Raw genomic sequence first — 15,783 nt, 5'->3', positions numbered from 1 at the left:
CTCAATCCAGGGGGGCGGGCTGTGGATAACGTGCCTTGCGCTCGAGGTCGTCGAGATCGATGTGGTTGCGCATGTACTGTTGGCTGGCGTCCACCAGCGGTTGGTGGTCCCAGCTTTTCAGCTTGCCGATGGCCAGCGCCTCGGCCACCAGGCGGCGGCGCCGCTGGCTGGCAAGAACCTGCTGGCGCAGGCTGGGGATATCCCAACGTTGCTGTGCTTCATCGACAAATGCCTGCAGCAGCGCCTGGTGTTCCGGGCTGCCGGTGAGGTTCTCCCGCTCGTGCGGGTCGCGGCTCAGGTCATAGAGTAGGCATGGGTCGTCCTCGCTGTACACGAACTTGTACGGCCCCCGGCGGATCATCATCAGCGGGCCGACGGTGCCTTCGGCCATGTATTCGCCGATCACTTCGTCATGGCCGCCCTGCCCTTGCAGGTGGCCGACCAGCGAGCGGCCATCCAGATGCAGGTGGTTATCCACAGCACCTCCGGCCAGCTCGACCAGTGTCGGCAGCAGGTCGCAGGTAGACACCGAGGCACTGACCCGGGCTGGCGCGAAGCGCTTCGGCGCGTGAACCAGCAGCGGCACCCGCGCCGACATCTCGAACCAGTGCATCTTGTACCAGAGGCCACGCTCGCCAAGCATGTCGCCGTGGTCGCCGGAGAACACGATCAGGGTGTCGTCGGCCAGGTTGCATTCCTCCAGGGTCTGCAGCAGCAGGCCGATGTTGTCATCGATATAGCTGCAGGCGCCGAAGTAGGCACGGCGGGCGTCACGGATCTTGTCCACAGGCAGCGGCTTGTTCCACAGGTCGTAGACCTTCAGCAGGCGCTGTGAGTGCGGGTCGAGTTCTGCCTGGTCGAATTCGGCGCGGGGCATGGGGATATCCACACCCTCGTAGCGATCCCAATAGCGCCGGGGGATGGTGTAGGGGTCGTGCGGGTGGGTCATCGACACGGTCAGGCAGAACGGTCGGCCATCGTTTTCGCGCACATGGTCGTACAGGTACTGGCGCGCCTTGAACACCACCTCCTCGTCGAAATCCAGCTGGTTGGTGCGCACGCACGGGCCGGCCTGCAGTACCGAGGACATGTTGTGATACCAGCTCGGGCGCACGTCCGGCTCATCCCAGTTCACCGCCCAGCCGTAGTCGGCGGGGTAGATATCGCTGGTCAGGCGTTCTTCGTAGCCATGCAGCTGGTCCGGGCCGCAGAAGTGCATCTTGCCCGACAGCGCGGTGCGGTAGCCAAGGCGGCGCAGATAGTGGGCGTAGGTCGGCACATCGGCGGGGAAGTCGGCGGCGTTGTCGTAGGCGCCGATGCGACTGGGCAACTGGCCGCTGACCAGGGTGAAGCGCGACGGCGCGCACAACGGGCTGTTGCAGTAGGCCGAGTCGAACACCACCGCCTGTTCGGCAAGGCGGCTCAGGTGCGGCATCTGGATCGGCGAAGAGGCGTAGATCGGCAGCAAGGGCGCGGCCATCTGGTCGGCCATGATGAACAGGATATTCGGGCGCGTCATGGTGGCTTCCATCGTTGAGGGTTATGCGAACCGCTTGCCTATCAAGATGCGACTGTGGATAACATGGGTAAAGCCCACGGTGGGCAATGACTGGGATTAGCCACGCTTATGTTTGACCACCTTGCCGAGCTGTCGCTGGATACCTTGCGCGTGTTCGAGGCCGCCGCACGGTTGCGCGGCTTTACCGCCGCGGCGCTGGAGCTGGGTACCACGCAGCCAGCGGTGAGCCAGCAAGTCAAACGGCTGGAGGCACAGTTGGGCACGCGCCTGTTCGACCGCATTTACCGGGGTATCGAGCTGACCGAGGCTGGCCAGGTGCTGTTCGAACAGGTGCATCAGGGCCTGCAGGCCATGGAGGACGGCATCGCCCAGGCCAGTGGGCGCGGCCAGCGCGAAGTGTTGCAGGTGGCTACCGACTTCGCCTTTGCGGCGTTCTGGCTGATGCCACGGCTGCAGCGTTTTCACGAGGCTTATCCACAGGTGGACGTGAGCCTGGTGACCGGTGAGCGCAGCCAGGGCATGTTGCGACCGGACATCGATGTGGCGGTGCTGTTTGGTGACGGGCGTTTTCACCAGGGCGAGAGCCGCTGGCTGTTCGATGAGGAGGTTTTCCCGGTGTGCAGCCCCCGGTTGATTCACGGCAAAGCCTTGTCAGCCCTGGCTTTGCAACGATTGCCCTTGCTCCACTTGAAGGGCGAGCAGGCTAGCCGTTGGTTTGACTGGTCGGGGGTGTTTCGCGGGTTTGGTGTGGCCAGCCCGCCGCCGGCCGGGCAGTTGCGGTTTGATAACTATACGTTGCTGATCCAGGCGGCGATTGCCGGGCAAGGGGTGGCGATTGGCTGGGGGCACCTGGTGGATGGGCTGGTGGAGCAAGGGTTGCTGTGCCGGCCGTTGGAGGGGAGTTTGCGCTCGGCGCGCGGGTATTACGCGGTGCTGCCGCCGCGTAAGCGGCGTGGCGCCTTGATCGAGCGGTTTGTAGATTGGCTGGAGCAAGAGCGTAGCCTTTGAGATTTTGGAGCCGCTTTGCGGCCCATCGCCGGCAAGCCAGCTCCCACAGGGACGGCGCCATGTTCCAGGCTTGTACAGCACCTGTGGGAGCTGGCTTGCCGGCGATGGGCTGCACAGCAGCCCCGGCAATCTAGACCACGAAGTTCAGATGCTCGCCCCGGTGCAAATCCAGCTCCAGCATATCCACCATCCCTGCCGCGACCCTGGCCAGGTGCCGCAACGGCTCGGCCAACCCCGGCTCCAGCGTACCTTCAGTGCTGCGAAAATGCTCCATCCCCAACCCGGCCAGTTCCTGTGGGGCATTGATCAGCGTCCAGTGCAACGCACTGCGCTGTAACCCGTCCACCACCTGGTCCACACACTCCCGCTCTGTCTCGCTGTACTTGCCCGGCTCATCCAGCACATCGAAATCGCCCACCAGCAACAGCCGGCGTATAGTCGTACGCTTCAGCCCCACCACCAGCGCCTCGCTCATGCGGGCTTGCCCGGGCAAATCGCCCGGTGCCAGTGTCGACAACAAGGCAATTACTGCTGACCCGCCTGCCGCGCCCTGCTCCGCCTGGTCGGCATCGCCCAGCCCGCCTATCTTGAAATGCAGGCCGGGGCGCGGCGCGTGGCGGTTGAGGTCGTCGACCACGGCGGTGACTTCGTGCTGGCGCGACAGCAGCTCTACCATCAGGGCGTTGCCCAGGCTGCTTTCAGGCCCGAACAGGACCAGTTTGAACACTGGGGTTTCGTCGTTTTTCACTGCATCACTCCCTTTGCAGGTGGTGATGGTTGGACCGCAATCAGGAGTTATCGTGCAGAGGATCAAGGGTTACCACGCCCATGTTTACTACGACGCAGCGACCATGGACCAGGCCCGTGAACTGTGCGAGGAGGCGGCGCGTCTGTTCCCCGTGACCATGGGGCGCATGCACCAGAAACCGGTGGGGCCGCACCCGGACTGGAGCTGCCAGTTGGCGTTCGGGCCGGAGGTGGTGGGTGTGGTGTTGCCTTGGTTGGCGTTGTATCGGAAGGGGTTGGTGGTTTTCATGCACCCGCTGACCGGGGATGAACTGGCGGACCACCGTGACCATGCGATCTGGATGGGGGCTGTGCGGCCTTTGGACCTGTCGATTTTTGGGGGATAGGCCGCTATAGCCTGTACCGGCCTCTTCGCGGGCATGCCCGCTCCCACAGGGACCACACAGATGCTGAAAACTGTGGAGGACCTGTGGGAGCGGGCGTGCCCGCGAAGCAGGCGACGCGGTTCAACGGCGGGCGCCGCGCACCCCTTCAGCCAGTGCCGAGCACAGGCTCAATACATCGTTGACTGCCTGCTCGGCACTCTTGGCCTGGGCAATCTTGTCGACCAGTGCCGAGCCCACCACCACGCCGTCCGACAGGCGGGCAATGGCCGCAGCCTGCTCCGGCGTACGAATGCCAAAACCAACGCTGATCGGCAAATCGGTATGCCGACGCAGGCGGGCAATGGCTTCGGTCACGTGCTCGGTGGTCGCCGAGCCGGCGCCGGTCACACCGGCCACCGACACGTAGTAGACGAACCCGGAGCTGCGCTCCAGCACGCGCGGCAGGCGCGCGTCGTCTGTGGTCGGGGTGGTCAGGCGGATGAAGTCGATACCCGCAGCCTGGGCCGGGGTCGCCAGTTCGGCGTCGTGCTCTGGCGGCAGGTCGACGATGATCAGGCCATCGACACCCGCTTGCTTGGCTTCGGCCACGAACTTTTCCACGCCAAAGCGGTGGATCGGGTTGTAGTAACCCATCAGTACGATCGGTGTGGTCTGGTTATCCACACGGAATTCGCGAACCATCTGCAGGGTCTTGGCCAGGGTCTGGCCGGCTTCCAGGGCACGCAGGGTGGCCAGCTGGATGGCCACGCCGTCGGCCATCGGGTCGGTGAACGGCATGCCCAGTTCGATCACGTCGGCACCGGCTGCCGGCAGGCCCTTGAGGATCTGCAGCGAGGCGTCATAGCCCGGGTCGCCCGCGGTGACGAAGGTGACCAGTGCCGAGCGGCCTTCGGCCTTCAGCTCGGCGAAGCGTTGTTCAAGACGGCTCATGCCTGTTTCTCCTGGGCGGCCATGTGGTTCATGACGGTTTGCATGTCTTTGTCGCCGCGGCCCGACAGGCACACGACCATCAGGTGGTCCTTGGGCAGCTTCGGTGCGCGCTTGATCGCCTCGGCCAAGGCGTGGGAGCTTTCCAGGGCCGGGATGATGCCTTCCAGGCGGCAGGTGGCGTGGAACGCATCCAGCGCTTCGTCGTCGGTGATGCTGACGTACTCGACACGCTTAACTTCGTGCAGGTAGGCGTGCTCCGGGCCGATGCCCGGGTAGTCCAGGCCGGCGGAAATCGAGTGGGCGTCGGTGATCTGGCCGTCTTCGTCCTGCAGCAGGTAGGTGCGGTTGCCGTGCAGCACGCCCGGTACCCCGCCGTTCAGGCTGGCGGCATGCTTGTCGGTGTGCACGCCATGGCCACCGGCTTCGACGCCGATGATCTGCACGCTTGGCTCTTCGAGGAACTCATGGAACAGGCCCATGGCGTTGGAGCCGCCACCGACGCAGGCAACCAGGCTGTCTGGCAGGCGGCCTTCCTTCTCTTGCAGCTGGGCGCGGGTTTCCTTGCCGATGATCGACTGGAAGTCGCGGACCATGGCCGGGTACGGGTGCGGGCCGGCCACGGTGCCGATCAGGTAGAAGGTGTCTTCGACGTTGGTGACCCAGTCGCGCAGGGCCTCGTTCATGGCGTCCTTCAGGGTGCCGGTGCCGGCGGTGACCGGGACGATCTCGGCGCCCAGCAGTTTCATGCGGAACACGTTGGCCTGCTGGCGCTCGATGTCGGTGGCGCCCATGTAGATCACGCAAGGCAGGCCGAAGCGGGCAGCGACGGTGGCGGTGGCCACGCCGTGCATGCCGGCGCCGGTTTCGGCGATCAGGCGCTTCTTGCCCATGCGCTTGGCCAGCAGCACCTGGCCGATGCAGTTGTTCACCTTGTGCGCGCCGGTGTGGTTGAGTTCTTCACGCTTGAAGAAGATCTTCGCGCCGCCGCAGTGCTCGGTCAGGCGCTCGGCGAAGTACAGCGGGTTGGGGCGGCCGATGTAGTCGCGCTGGAAGTAGGCCAGCTCTTCGAGGAACTTGGGGTCTGCCTTGGCCGCTTCGTATTCGCGGGCCAGGTCCAGCACCAGTGGCATCAGGGTCTCGGCCACGTAGCGGCCGCCGAACGAGCCGAACAGGCCGTTGGCGTCGGGGCCGGGGCGGTATTGGGACTGGGTCATGGGGCGCTCCAGGGCGTTATGAATGAGTGATGGGCTTTACTGTAACCACGGCAAGCCCGGCTGAAAACCGATAAGATTGCGCAAACTTGTCAGAAAAACTCACATATAAAATGGCCCACGACATCCCTCCCCTCAATGCCCTGCGGGCCTTCGAAGCGACCGCAAGGCTCAACAGCGTCAGCCAGGCTGCCGAAGCGCTGCACGTCACCCATGGCGCCGTCAGCCGGCAGATCAAGGTACTTGAAGAGCACCTCGGCGTCGCGCTGTTCGTGAAGGACGGGCGTGGCATCAAACTCACAGATGCCGGCGTACGCCTGCGCGATGTCAGTAGCGAAGCCTTCGATCGCCTGCGCAGCGTGTGCGCCGAGCTCAGCCACGATGTCAGCGAGGCGCCGTTCGTGCTGGGCTGCTCGGGCAGCCTGCTGGCGCGCTGGTTCATCCCGCGGTTGGGCCGGCTACAGGCGGATTTGCCAGAGCTGCGTCTACACCTGTCGGCCGGTGAAGGCGATCTGGACCCGCGGCGGCCAGGGCTGGATGCGCTGCTGGTGTATGCCGAGCCGCCATGGCCGGCGGACATGCAGGTGCATGTGCTGGCCGAGGAGCGCATCGGGCCGGTGCTCAGCCCGCATTTCGCCGGTTTCGAGCGCTTGCAGGGCGCGCCGGCCAAGGCTTTGCTGGGCGAAGCGTTGCTGCACACCACCTCGCGCCCGCAGGCTTGGCCGACCTGGGCGCTGGAACAGGGGTTGGAGCCGGCGACCCTGCACTATGGCCAGGCTTTCGAGCACCTGTATTACCTGCTGGAAGCTGCGGTGGCCGGGTTGGGTGTGGCGATTGCGCCGCAGCCGCTGGTCGCTGATGACCTGCGGGCGGGCCGTTTGAGTGCGCCGTGGGGCTTTTCACCTACCCCTGCGGCATTGGCGCTGTGGGTGCCCAGGCGCGCCGCGGACGGGCGCGCCGAGCAGTTGGCGCAGTGGCTAAGGGCAGAACTGTCGCGACAGGGCGCTTAGTTGCGTTTGCACATCAGGTACGCCGCCAGCAGGCCTAGCGCGCCAATGGCGACGCCGGCGGTGGTGTATGGGTGTTCCTGGGCATAGTCGCGGGTGGCGATGCCGGTCTGGCGGGTGCGGTGCTTCACTTCCTCGTAGGCATCGCTCAACAGGTGGCGCGAATGACGCAGGGCACTCTCGGCGTTGCTGCGGATTGCCTTCACCGATTTCTGGGACTCCTCCGACGCATCATGCTTGAGGTTTTCCAGGCTTTTCAGAAGGCTCTCGATCTCCGCTTCCATGCTTTCCAGGGACGTTCTACGCAGCGAATTGCGGTGCATGTTGACTCTCCTTTGCAGTATGGACTGTAAGGATTGCGACCTTGGGCCCGCGGGAAAGTGCGATCGAACTTTCGCCAATGGTGACCGCTCGCAGGTAAACCAGGCCTGCGCTGCTAGGCTCAATCTCACCATCATCCGAGGAGAGCGCTCATGACCGATCATCACACCTACAAGAAGATCGAACTGGTGGGGTCTTCGACCACCAGCATCGAAGAGGCGATCAACAATGCCCTGGCCGAAGCCGGCAAGAGCATCAAGCACCTGGAGTGGTTCGAAGTGATAGATACCCGTGGCCATATCCGTGACAACAAGGCGGCGCACTTCCAGGTCACGCTGAAGGTCGGCTTCCGTATCGCCAATAGCTGAAACACTGCCGGGCTGGATGAGCCCGGCATGATGGGGTATTTAGGGAGGGGGCGCCTTGGCGGGCGCCCTTTCTGATTTCATCTGCACAAGGAAAGCGAGTGATGAACAAACTGATTCTGGCGCTGGGCCTGATGACCCTGGCCGGTGGTGCGCTGGCGGCGGGCAAGCCGTGCGAGGAACTCAAGGCAGAGATTGCGGCCAAGCTAGATGCCAAGGGTGTTACCGGCTACAAGCTGGAGATCGTCGACAAGGGCGACCCGGCCGGCAAGGTGATTGGCAGCTGCGAGGCTGGTACCAAGGAGATTGTGTACCGGCGCCGCTAATGTGCTGGCTTCTTCGCGGGCTCGCCCGCTCCCACAGGGATATCACAGGCCTGAGAGCGACGCTGTACCTGTGGGAGCGGGTTTACCCGCGAAGAAGATCACGCGGTCTTGAGAGCCTGCGCCAACAGTTCATAGGACCGAATCCGGTCCGCATGCTCATACAAATCACAGGTGAAGATCAGCTCATCCGCCCCGGTCTGCTCCAGCAGCACCTCCACCTTGGCACGCACCTTCTGCGGGCTGCCGATCATCGCCAGGCCGAGGAAGCTGCCCACCGCATCCCGCTCATGGGGTAGCCACAGCCCGTCCATGCTTTCCACCGGCGGCTTCTGCATCAGGCTCTGCCCGCGAATCAGCGCGAGGATGCGCTGGTACACCGACGTGGCCAGGTACTCGGCCTTTTCGTCGGTTTCCGCCACCACCATGGGGATGCCCAGCATCACATACGGCTTGTCCAATGTAGTTGAGGGCTTGAAGTGGTTGCGGTACACGCGGATCGCCTCGTGCATGTAGCGCGGCGCAAAGTGCGAGGCGAAGGCGTAGGGCATGCCGCGCATGCCGGCCAATTGAGCGCTGAACAGGCTGGAGCCGAGCAGCCACATTGGTACCTCGGTGTCGTGCCCTGGCACGGCGATCACTTTTTGATCATCGGTACGAGGGCCAAGGTAGCGTGACAGTTCCTCGACATCGTCCGGGAAGTCATCCGGGCCGCCGGCGCGGTCGCGGCGCAGGGCGTAGGCGGTCATCTGGTCGGAACCCGGCGCGCGGCCCAACCCCAGGTCGATGCGCCCCGGGTACAGGCTGGCCAAGGTGCCGAACTGCTCGGCGATCACCAGCGGCGCATGGTTGGGCAGCATGACCCCGCCAGAGCCCACGCGAATGCTCGAGGTACCCCCCGCCAGGTAGCCGATCAGCACCGAAGTCGCCGAACTGGCGATGCCGTCCATGTTGTGGTGCTCGGCTACCCAGAAGCGGTTGTAGCCAAAGCGCTCGACGTGCTGCGCCAGGTCCAGCGAGTTGCGCAGCGACTGCGCCGGGCCGGCGTCGGCGCGTACCGGCACCAGGTCGAGGGTGGAAATCTTCAGGTCACGCAGCTGCGTCATGGAGCCTCCGCAAAGGTATTTGGCCAAAGGCCTTTTCAACTCTGTATGGGCACATTCGACGGATTCAATGCTTGCCGTGCGATTGCTCTGAACTTGCCGTAGGCGGCTGACCTCTGAAGCCATAAGCATGTAACCCGAGACCAGGAGGCATCATGAAAAAGACAGCATCGGCGATCTGGCAAGGTGGCCTGAAGGAGGGCAAAGGCCTGCTTTCTACCGAAAGCGGCGCGCTAAAGCAGAACCCCTACGGCTTCAATACCCGTTTCGAGGGCTCGCCCGGGACCAACCCGGAGGAGCTGATCGGCGCGGCGCACGCCGGCTGCTTCTCGATGGCACTGTCGATGATGCTGGGCGAAGCGGGGTTCACCCCGGACAGGATCGACACCGCTGCCGAAGTGACACTCGACAAGCAAGCTGATGGCTTTGCCATTACCGCAGTGCATCTGGTGCTCAGGGCCAAGGTGCCTGGGGCGAGTGAAGCGCAGTTCCTGGAGATTGCCGACAAGGCCAAGGCTGGGTGCCCGGTGTCCAAGGTGCTGAACGCGAAGATCAGCCTGGATGCGGCGCTGGTGGGGTGAAGCAGTGCAATAAGGGCGGTTTGTTGTAGTCTAAACAGCGTCGGCAGCACGCTGCCCTTTCAGGAGCCGTTTCATGATTCGCGTAGCAATCGCCGTGTTGGCTTCCTTGGTCGCCACATCTGCGCTGGCGGCGGTCAAGCCGTGCGAGGAGCTCAAAGCCGAGATCGAGGCCAAGATCCAGGCCCAGGGTGTTCCGTCCTACACCCTGGAGATCGTGCCCAACAGCGAGGTCAAGGACCAGAACATGGTCGTCGGGACCTGCGATGGTGGGACCAAGAAGATCATTTATCAGAAGAATGATCGGTAGGTTCAGAATTGCGGGGCCGCTTTGCGGCCCATTCGCAGCCCCGATCACGGAATGCAGAACACCTCGCTAGGCTCGTTCACCACCACCTTGCGGTTGCCGTCATAGAGCAGCACCTGCGGCTCCATCACCGGCGCCCGTGCCTCCAGCCGATAGCGTTCGCCGGCCTTGAAGTTGTCAAAGCGCACGGTCAGGTAGCAGGTACGGTCCCTGGGCTGGGTCATGAGGCCGCCCCCATATATCTCGTAATCGAAGCGCACTACCAGTTCGTGCTTGCCCGGCGTCACCTGGAAGTAACGGCCATCCTCCAGGCGCTTGCCGTCGAGGCGGTCGGCCATGATTACCCTGCCGGGAGTCATGGTGTACAGGTCGACCCAGGCCTGCTTGGGGTCGACGGGCGGCAAGGGGCTGGCGCAAGCCCCCAATGCACTGAGGGCGATCAGCATCATGGGCTGGCGCATGGCAAGACTCCCACTTGCGATTCATAGGCTACAAGCATAGCGCCGTTTGTGCGTTTCAGGTGCGCTGGCAGCCTGCAGGCAAGCCCTGGCCAACCAGTTTTTGCTGATGGTCGTAGAGTTTGATCCAGGGGCGGAAACCGATGCTGCCAGCCTGCAGCTGGTAGCGCTGGCCGGCACTGAAATCCTTGAAGGTCAGCTTGACCTGGCAATCCCGCCACAAAGGCTCCTCGACCGGGCCAATATTGCTGGGGGTAACCGGAAACTGGTAGCGCACGGTCAGCTCGTGGCTGCCGGGCTGTACTTCGAAGTAACGGCTGTCGGCCCAGTCGCGTTCATCTACCTGCACGGCGTGCAGCGAGGTGTTGTCGTAGGGCGTGAGGTCGATCCAGGCCTGGTTCGGGTCCGGGTCTGGCAGGGTCGAACAGGCGGATATCAGCAACAGTGAGCCGGTGACCAACAGTGCACGCATGGCGAAACTCCCCCTTGGCGAGATAGTCTTGGAGTGAATCGGCCTTGAGCGAGTCAGACAGTCCCGGATGCTTCGACTTATTCTTATGCAGCGCTCAGGCCCTGGGCCACTCGACCTTGTTTTCACCCGTTTGGTTCCCCTGTTGGCGGTGCTCCTGCTGAACGGTTGCAGCAGCGCCGCCTACTATGGGCAGTTGGCCGAGGGCCAGTGGCAGCTGCTACGCGCACGGCAGCCGGTGGATCAGGTAGTGGCCAACCCGGCCACTTCAGCGAAATTGCGCGCGCGCCTGGAACACGCCAAGCAGGCACGGGCATTTGCCAGCCAGCAGCTGAAGCTGCCGGACAACCGCAGCTACCGGGTGTATGCCGACCTTGGCAGACCCTACGTGGTATGGAATGTGTTCGCCACCCCCGAGCTGTCGTTGCAGCCAGTGACGCACTGCTTCCCGATCGCAGGGTGTGTGGCCTATCGCGGCTACTACCAGCAAGGCGCGGCGCGTGGGGCGGCGGCGTTGATGCGCCAGGACGGCATGGATGTATACGTGGGCGGCGTGGAGGCCTATTCGACCCTGGGCTGGTTCGACGACCCGATCCTGTCGTCGATGGTAGGCTGGAGCGACGAGCGCCTGGCCACGTTGATCTTCCATGAGCTGGCCCACCAGCGCTTCTATGTGCAGGACGACACCGAGTTCAACGAGTCGTTTGCCTCCTTCGTCGAGCAGGAAGGCACCCGGCAATGGCGCGTGGCGCGGGGCCTGGCTGCCTCTGGTGGGGAGCAGGGGCAGCAGCGTGAGCAGTTCATCCGGTTGGTGCTGGCCAGCCGCGAGCGGTTGCAGGCGATTTATGCCGGGCCTCTGGATGACGCGCAGAAGCGGACGGCCAAGCAGGCGGAGTTCGAGCGGCTAAGGCGGGAATACCGGCAGGTGCGTGATGCCCAGTGGGGTGGTGACAAGCGCTATGACGCCTGGATGTATGGGCCGATGAGCAATGCCAAGTTGCTGCCGTTCGGGCTGTATGACCAGTGGGTACCGGCGTTTGCGGCGGTGTTCCGTGAGGTTGACGGGGATTGGCAGCGTTTTTATCACCGGGTCGAGCAATTGGGGCGGTTGCCGATCGATGAGAGGAAGGCGGCCTTACGGCGGTTGATGGTTAGCCGGTGAGATTTTGGGGCCGCCTTGCGGCCCATCGCCGGCAAGCCAGCTCCCGCCTCGACCGCATTGACCTCAAGCCATGTGCTACCCCTGTGGGAGCTGGCTTGCCGGCGATGGGCTGCAAAGCAGCCCCAATGGCCATCAAGCCTTAAGAAATGCCTGATGCATCTCGGCCAAGGTAGCAAAGTGGTAGGCCGGCTCTTCCGCCATCAGTTCTTCCTGGCTACCAAACCCGTACCCCACCGCCACCGCCTGCAAGCCATTGCTGCGCGCACCGATCAGGTCATGCTTGCGGTCGCCGATCATCAGCGTCTGCGCCGGGTCCAGTCCTTCTTCATCAAGCAGGTGGCGAATCAGCTCGACCTTGTTGGTGCGCGTGCCATCCAGTTCACTGCCGTAGATCACCTTGAAGTGGTGGTCGAAGGCGAAGTGCCGGGCGATTTCACGGGCGAACTTCCACGGCTTGGAGGTGGCGATGTACAGCGTGCGGCCCTGGCCGTTCAGGGCCTCGAGCAGCTCCGGCACACCTTCGAACACCAGGTTTTCGTACAGGCCGGTGACGCTGAAGCGTTCCCGATAGAAGTTCACCGCATCCCAGGCCTTGGCTTCGTCGAAGCTGTAGAACTGCATGAAGGCCTGCAGCAGGGGTGGGCCGATGAAGTGCTCGAGGCGGGTAAGGTCCGGCTCGTCGATGCCCAGTTTGGCCAGGGCATACTGGATCGAGCGGGTGATGCCCTGGCGCGGGTCGGTCAGGGTGCCGTCGAGGTCGAAGAGGATGTTGTGCTGGTGCATTTGCGGGTTCCACTTGAGTGCTGCGTGGCCTTCTTCGCGGGCTTGCCCGCTCCCACAGGTACGGCACTGGCCTTGAAGGCTTCGCTAGACCTGTGGGAGCGGGCGCGCCCGCGAAGGGGTTATTCCGGTTGGTCGTAGCCTTCGGCCAGGTGCTGGTCCTTGAGCTTCACGTAGTTGCTGGCGCTGTAGGCAAAAAATGCGTGTTCCTGGTCGTTCAGCAGCCGGGCCTGTTTCACCGGGCTGCCCATGTACAGGTAGCCACTGACCAGGCGCTTGCCCGGCGGTACCAGGCTGCCGGCGCCGATGATCACTTCGTCTTCGACGATGGCACCGTCCATGATGGTGCTGCCCATGCCGACCAGGATGCGGTTGCCCAGGGTGCAGCCATGCAGCATGACCTTGTGGCCGATGGTCACTTCGTCACCGATGATCAGCGGGAAGCCGTCCGGGTTGAACGGGCCGGCATGGGTGATGTGCAGCACGCTGCCGTCCTGCACGCTGGTACGCGCGCCAATGCGGATGCGGTGCATGTCGCCGCGTATCACGGTCAACGGCCAGACGGAGCTGTCTTCACCGATTTCCACGTCGCCCAGCACTTCCGCCGATCGGTCGACGAAGGCCCTGGGCCCAACTTTCGGAGTGTGTTGCTGGAAGCTTCGGATAGCCATGATAGCGTCTCTCATCTGTGCCGATAGGCAGGCTGCCTGCTGCGGTCGGCGTCGATTGTAATTAAGATGGGGCAGTGTTTCTTCTGCCAAGGTATCCAAACCGTGAGTGCGAACAACCCGCTTCTGCAGTCCTACGATCTGCCGCCCTTCTCGCAAATCCGTGCCGAACACGTATTGCCGGCGATCGAAGCGATCCTGGCCGACAACCGTAAAGCCATTGCCGAGATCCTCGAAAAGCAGGGCAAGAACCCTACCTGGGCTGGCCTGGTGCTGGCCATGGACGAACTGAACGACCGCCTGGGCGCCGCCTGGAGCCCGGTCAGCCACCTCAATGCGGTGTGCAACAGCGCGCAGCTGCGCGAAGCCTACGAGTCGTGCCTGCCAGCGCTGAGCGCCTACTCTACCGAACTGGGCCAGAACCGTGCGCTGTTCGAAGCCTACCAGGCGCTGATCAACAGCCCCGAGGCCGCCGGTTTCGACGTGGCGCAAAAGACTATCCTCGAGCACGCCCTGCGTGACTTCCGCCTGTCGGGTATCGACCTGCCGGCGGATAAACAGCAGCGCTACGCCGAAGTGCAGAGCAAGCTCAGCGAGCTGGGCAGCCGTTTCTCCAACCAGCTGCTCGACGCTACCCAGGCCTGGACCAAGCACGTTACCGACGAAGCCGCGCTGGCCGGCCTGACCGACTCGGCCAAGGCGCAGATGGCTGCCGCCGCCCAGGCCAAGGGCCTCGACGGCTGGCTGATCACCCTGGAATTCCCCAGCTACTACGCGGTGATGACCTATGCCAGCGACCGCGCCCTGCGCGAAGAGGTGTACGCTGCCTACTGCACTCGCGCCTCGGACCAAGGCCCGAATGCCGGCCAGTTCGACAACGGCCCGGTGATGCAGGAAATCCTCGACCTGCGCCAGGAACTGGCCGGGCTGCTGGGTTACAAGAATTACGCCGAACTGAGCCTGGCGACCAAGATGGCCGAGTCCAGCGACCAGGTGCTGAGCTTCCTGCGTGACCTGGCCAAGCGCTCCAAGCCGTTTGCCGCCCAGGACCTGGAGCAGCTCAAGGTCTACGCCGCCGAGCAAGGCTGCCCTGAGCTGGCCAGCTGGGACGCCGGTTATTTCGGCGAGAAGCTGCGCGAGCAGCGTTACAGCGTGTCGCAGGAAACCCTGCGCGCCTACTTCCCGATCGACAAGGTACTCAGCGGCCTGTTCAGCATCGTCCAGCGCCTTTACGGCATCGAAATCGCTGAACTCAAGGGCTTCGACAGCTGGCACCCGGACGTTCGCCTGTTCGAGATCAAGGAAAACGGCCAGCACGTCGGCCGCTTCTTCTTCGACCTCTACGCCCGCGCCAACAAGCGTGGCGGTGCCTGGATGGACGGCGCCCGCGACCGTCGCCGCACGGCTGGCGGCGAGCTGCAGAGCCCGGTCGCCAATCTGGTGTGCAACTTCACCCCGGCAGCACCTGGCAAGCCTGCGCTGCTGACCCACGATGAAGTCACCACGCTGTTCCACGAGTTCGGCCACGGTCTGCACCACATGCTGACCCGCATCGAGCACGCCGGTGTTTCCGGCATCAACGGTGTGGCCTGGGACGCAGTCGAACTGCCGAGCCAGTTCATGGAAAACTGGTGCTGGGAGCCGGAAGGCCTGGCACTGATCTCCGCCCACTACGAAACCGGTGCCCCACTGCCCCAGGACCTGCTGGACAAGATGCTGGCGGCGAAGAACTTCCAGTCGGGCATGATGATGGTGCGCCAGCTGGAGTTCTCGCTGTTCGACTTCGAGCTGCATGCCACCCATGGCGACGGCCGCAGCGTGCTGCAGGTGCTCGAAGGCGTGCGCGACGAGGTGTCGGTCATGCGCCCACCGGCGTACAACCGCTTCCCCAACAGCTTTGCGCACATCTTCGCTGGTGGTTATGCCGCGGGTTACTACAGCTACAAGTGGGCCGAAGTGCTGTCGGCCGACGCTTTCTCGCGCTTCGAGGAAGAAGGCGTGCTGAATGCCGAAACCGGCCGTGCCTTCCGCGAGGCTATCCTGGCACGCGGTGGTTCGCGCGAGCCGATGGAGCTGTTCGTCGACTTCCGTGGCCGTGAGCCTTCCATCGATGCCTTGCTGCGCCATAGTGGCCTGAGCGAGGACGCTGCAGCATGAGCGAGGTAGCCGTGAACAAGACCAAGAAACGCTTCATTGCCGGGGCGGTATGCCCGGCGTGCAGCGAGACCGACAAGCTGATGATGTGGAACGAAGACGGCGTACCGCACCGCGAGTGCGTGGCCTGCGGCTTTACCGACACCCTCAACGAGCAGGGCTTGTCGGTGCCGAAGGAACTCGGCACCCGGGTCAACCATCTGGAGCCGAAAGCCGCGCCAGCCAAGGTACAGACGGTGCAGTTCTTCCCCAACCCGAAGCTGAAGAAGCCGGCTGAATAAGGCCGT

At 63.7% G+C, this 15,783-nt stretch carries 20 protein-coding genes; 10 read left to right on the top strand and 10 right to left on the bottom strand.

From position 1 onward, the window contains the following. Nucleotide 1: 1 nt before the first annotated feature. A complete protein-coding gene (gene betC / locus B2790_RS05470) occupies nt 2–1,519 on the bottom strand; it encodes a choline-sulfatase (protein ID WP_025337193.1) in 1,518 nt (505 codons plus the stop codon). Nucleotides 1,520–1,627: 108 nt separating this feature from the next. On the opposite strand from betC, the gene B2790_RS05465 reads away from it, so the two are divergent. Beyond that, entirely contained in the window at nt 1,628–2,527 is a 900-nt protein-coding gene (locus B2790_RS05465; protein WP_286918423.1) for a choline sulfate utilization transcriptional regulator, read from the top strand. Between the two features lie 130 nt (nt 2,528–2,657). Here B2790_RS05465 and B2790_RS05460 read toward each other — a convergent pair whose 3' ends face one another. Further along, nucleotides 2,658–3,275, bottom strand: coding sequence for an NAD(P)-dependent oxidoreductase (locus tag B2790_RS05460; RefSeq protein ID WP_286918422.1), 618 nt, complete (start codon nt 3,273–3,275; stop codon nt 2,658–2,660). 52 nt (nt 3,276–3,327) lie between these two features. On the opposite strand from B2790_RS05460, the gene B2790_RS05455 reads away from it, so the two are divergent. Then, nucleotides 3,328–3,660, top strand: a complete 333-nt coding sequence (locus tag B2790_RS05455) for a DOPA 4,5-dioxygenase family protein (protein ID WP_003261037.1) — start codon at nt 3,328–3,330, stop codon at nt 3,658–3,660. 120 nt (nt 3,661–3,780) lie between these two features. On the opposite strand, the gene trpA is transcribed toward B2790_RS05455, so the two are convergent. Further along, entirely contained in the window at nt 3,781–4,590 is an 810-nt protein-coding gene (gene trpA, locus B2790_RS05450; protein WP_215521513.1) for a tryptophan synthase subunit alpha, read from the bottom strand. Further along, on the bottom strand, nt 4,587–5,804 hold the full coding sequence (gene trpB, locus B2790_RS05445) for a tryptophan synthase subunit beta (protein ID WP_015268451.1): 1,218 nt from the start codon (nt 5,802–5,804) through the stop codon (nt 4,587–4,589). The genes trpA and trpB overlap by 4 nt, the downstream gene beginning before the upstream one ends. A 110-nt stretch (nt 5,805–5,914) precedes the next feature. Here trpB and B2790_RS05440 point away from each other — a divergent pair, with 110 nt between their 5' ends. Beyond that, a complete protein-coding gene (locus B2790_RS05440; protein ID WP_286918421.1) occupies nt 5,915–6,811 on the top strand; it encodes a LysR family transcriptional regulator in 897 nt (298 codons plus the stop codon). On the opposite strand, the gene B2790_RS05435 is transcribed toward B2790_RS05440, so the two are convergent. Further along, nucleotides 6,808–7,131, bottom strand: a complete 324-nt coding sequence (locus tag B2790_RS05435; RefSeq protein WP_003261039.1) for a DUF883 family protein — start codon at nt 7,129–7,131, stop codon at nt 6,808–6,810. The genes B2790_RS05440 and B2790_RS05435 overlap by 4 nt on opposite strands. A gap of 150 nt (nt 7,132–7,281) precedes the next feature. Between B2790_RS05435 and B2790_RS05430 the strand changes: the two genes are divergently transcribed. Next, nucleotides 7,282–7,497, top strand: coding sequence for a dodecin (locus B2790_RS05430; RefSeq protein ID WP_013970282.1), 216 nt, complete (start codon nt 7,282–7,284; stop codon nt 7,495–7,497). Between the two features lie 101 nt (nt 7,498–7,598). Next, on the top strand, nt 7,599–7,820 hold the full coding sequence (locus B2790_RS05425) for a DUF1161 domain-containing protein (protein WP_274078984.1): 222 nt from the start codon (nt 7,599–7,601) through the stop codon (nt 7,818–7,820). 98 nt (nt 7,821–7,918) lie between these two features. Here B2790_RS05425 and B2790_RS05420 read toward each other — a convergent pair whose 3' ends face one another. Next, nucleotides 7,919–8,923, bottom strand: coding sequence for an LLM class flavin-dependent oxidoreductase (locus B2790_RS05420; RefSeq protein WP_274078985.1), 1,005 nt, complete (start codon nt 8,921–8,923; stop codon nt 7,919–7,921). Nucleotides 8,924–9,075: 152 nt separating this feature from the next. On the opposite strand from B2790_RS05420, the gene B2790_RS05415 reads away from it, so the two are divergent. Both B2790_RS05415 and B2790_RS05410 read left to right on the top strand, forming a co-directional pair. Further along, nucleotides 9,076–9,501, top strand: coding sequence for an OsmC family protein (locus tag B2790_RS05415; RefSeq protein ID WP_286918420.1), 426 nt, complete (start codon nt 9,076–9,078; stop codon nt 9,499–9,501). A gap of 73 nt (nt 9,502–9,574) precedes the next feature. Next, nucleotides 9,575–9,808, top strand: coding sequence for a DUF1161 domain-containing protein (locus tag B2790_RS05410; protein WP_046615292.1), 234 nt, complete (start codon nt 9,575–9,577; stop codon nt 9,806–9,808). A 44-nt stretch (nt 9,809–9,852) separates the two neighbouring features. On the opposite strand, the gene B2790_RS05405 is transcribed toward B2790_RS05410, so the two are convergent. Continuing rightward, the gene (locus tag B2790_RS05405; RefSeq protein WP_046615291.1) at nt 9,853–10,266 is read right to left on the bottom strand and encodes a hypothetical protein; all 414 of its coding nucleotides are present in this window, start codon (nt 10,264–10,266) and stop codon (nt 9,853–9,855) included. A gap of 55 nt (nt 10,267–10,321) precedes the next feature. Continuing rightward, on the bottom strand, nt 10,322–10,735 hold the full coding sequence (locus tag B2790_RS05400; protein ID WP_015268455.1) for a hypothetical protein: 414 nt from the start codon (nt 10,733–10,735) through the stop codon (nt 10,322–10,324). A gap of 85 nt (nt 10,736–10,820) precedes the next feature. On the opposite strand from B2790_RS05400, the gene B2790_RS05395 reads away from it, so the two are divergent. Next, nucleotides 10,821–11,894, top strand: coding sequence for an aminopeptidase (locus B2790_RS05395; RefSeq protein ID WP_286918419.1), 1,074 nt, complete (start codon nt 10,821–10,823; stop codon nt 11,892–11,894). Nucleotides 11,895–12,026: 132 nt separating this feature from the next. On the opposite strand, the gene B2790_RS05390 is transcribed toward B2790_RS05395, so the two are convergent. Both B2790_RS05390 and B2790_RS05385 read right to left on the bottom strand, forming a co-directional pair. Continuing rightward, nucleotides 12,027–12,677 (bottom strand): HAD family hydrolase, encoded by a 651-nt coding sequence (locus tag B2790_RS05390; RefSeq protein ID WP_286918418.1) that lies wholly within the window; start codon nt 12,675–12,677, stop codon nt 12,027–12,029. A gap of 119 nt (nt 12,678–12,796) precedes the next feature. After that, entirely contained in the window at nt 12,797–13,345 is a 549-nt protein-coding gene (locus B2790_RS05385; RefSeq protein ID WP_286918417.1) for a gamma carbonic anhydrase family protein, read from the bottom strand. Nucleotides 13,346–13,447: 102 nt separating this feature from the next. Here B2790_RS05385 and prlC point away from each other — a divergent pair, with 102 nt between their 5' ends. Together prlC and B2790_RS05375 are read left to right on the top strand one after the other, a co-directional pair. Beyond that, the gene (gene prlC, locus B2790_RS05380) at nt 13,448–15,499 is read left to right on the top strand and encodes an oligopeptidase A (RefSeq protein WP_286918416.1); all 2,052 of its coding nucleotides are present in this window, start codon (nt 13,448–13,450) and stop codon (nt 15,497–15,499) included. After that, nucleotides 15,496–15,777, top strand: coding sequence for a YheV family putative zinc ribbon protein (locus B2790_RS05375; RefSeq protein ID WP_013970292.1), 282 nt, complete (start codon nt 15,496–15,498; stop codon nt 15,775–15,777). The genes prlC and B2790_RS05375 overlap by 4 nt, the downstream gene beginning before the upstream one ends. The last annotated feature ends 6 nt before the right edge of the window (nt 15,778–15,783 follow it).

Origin of the sequence: Pseudomonas sp. UBA6753, assembly GCF_002453565.1 — a bacterium.
In the GTDB taxonomy this organism is placed as follows: domain Bacteria; phylum Pseudomonadota; class Gammaproteobacteria; order Pseudomonadales; family Pseudomonadaceae; genus Aquipseudomonas; species Aquipseudomonas putida_Z.
This window is presented reverse-complemented; position numbering and strand designations above follow the sequence as displayed.

Excerpts from the sequence above, each read along its gene's own strand:
- B2790_RS05395 (WP_286918419.1), top strand. The coding sequence starts at position 10,821 with ATGCAGCGCTCAGGCCCTGGGCCACTCGACCTTGTTTTCACCCGTTTG.
- betC (WP_025337193.1), bottom strand. The coding sequence starts at position 1,519 with ATGACGCGCCCGAATATCCTGTTCATCATGGCCGACCAGATGGCCGCG.
- B2790_RS05430 (WP_013970282.1), top strand. The coding sequence starts at position 7,282 with ATGACCGATCATCACACCTACAAGAAGATCGAACTGGTGGGGTCTTCG.
- B2790_RS05440 (WP_286918421.1), top strand. The coding sequence starts at position 5,915 with ATGGCCCACGACATCCCTCCCCTCAATGCCCTGCGGGCCTTCGAAGCG.
- B2790_RS05435 (WP_003261039.1), bottom strand. The coding sequence starts at position 7,131 with ATGCACCGCAATTCGCTGCGTAGAACGTCCCTGGAAAGCATGGAAGCG.
- B2790_RS05465 (WP_286918423.1), top strand. The coding sequence starts at position 1,628 with ATGTTTGACCACCTTGCCGAGCTGTCGCTGGATACCTTGCGCGTGTTC.
- B2790_RS05405 (WP_046615291.1), bottom strand. The coding sequence starts at position 10,266 with ATGCGCCAGCCCATGATGCTGATCGCCCTCAGTGCATTGGGGGCTTGC.
- B2790_RS05390 (WP_286918418.1), bottom strand. The coding sequence starts at position 12,677 with ATGCACCAGCACAACATCCTCTTCGACCTCGACGGCACCCTGACCGAC.
- B2790_RS05385 (WP_286918417.1), bottom strand. The coding sequence starts at position 13,345 with ATGGCTATCCGAAGCTTCCAGCAACACACTCCGAAAGTTGGGCCCAGG.
- trpA (WP_215521513.1), bottom strand. The coding sequence starts at position 4,590 with ATGAGCCGTCTTGAACAACGCTTCGCCGAGCTGAAGGCCGAAGGCCGC.
- trpB (WP_015268451.1), bottom strand. The coding sequence starts at position 5,804 with ATGACCCAGTCCCAATACCGCCCCGGCCCCGACGCCAACGGCCTGTTC.
- B2790_RS05425 (WP_274078984.1), top strand. The coding sequence starts at position 7,599 with ATGAACAAACTGATTCTGGCGCTGGGCCTGATGACCCTGGCCGGTGGT.
- B2790_RS05420 (WP_274078985.1), bottom strand. The coding sequence starts at position 8,923 with ATGACGCAGCTGCGTGACCTGAAGATTTCCACCCTCGACCTGGTGCCG.
- B2790_RS05415 (WP_286918420.1), top strand. The coding sequence starts at position 9,076 with ATGAAAAAGACAGCATCGGCGATCTGGCAAGGTGGCCTGAAGGAGGGC.
- B2790_RS05410 (WP_046615292.1), top strand. The coding sequence starts at position 9,575 with ATGATTCGCGTAGCAATCGCCGTGTTGGCTTCCTTGGTCGCCACATCT.
- B2790_RS05400 (WP_015268455.1), bottom strand. The coding sequence starts at position 10,735 with ATGCGTGCACTGTTGGTCACCGGCTCACTGTTGCTGATATCCGCCTGT.
- B2790_RS05375 (WP_013970292.1), top strand. The coding sequence starts at position 15,496 with ATGAGCGAGGTAGCCGTGAACAAGACCAAGAAACGCTTCATTGCCGGG.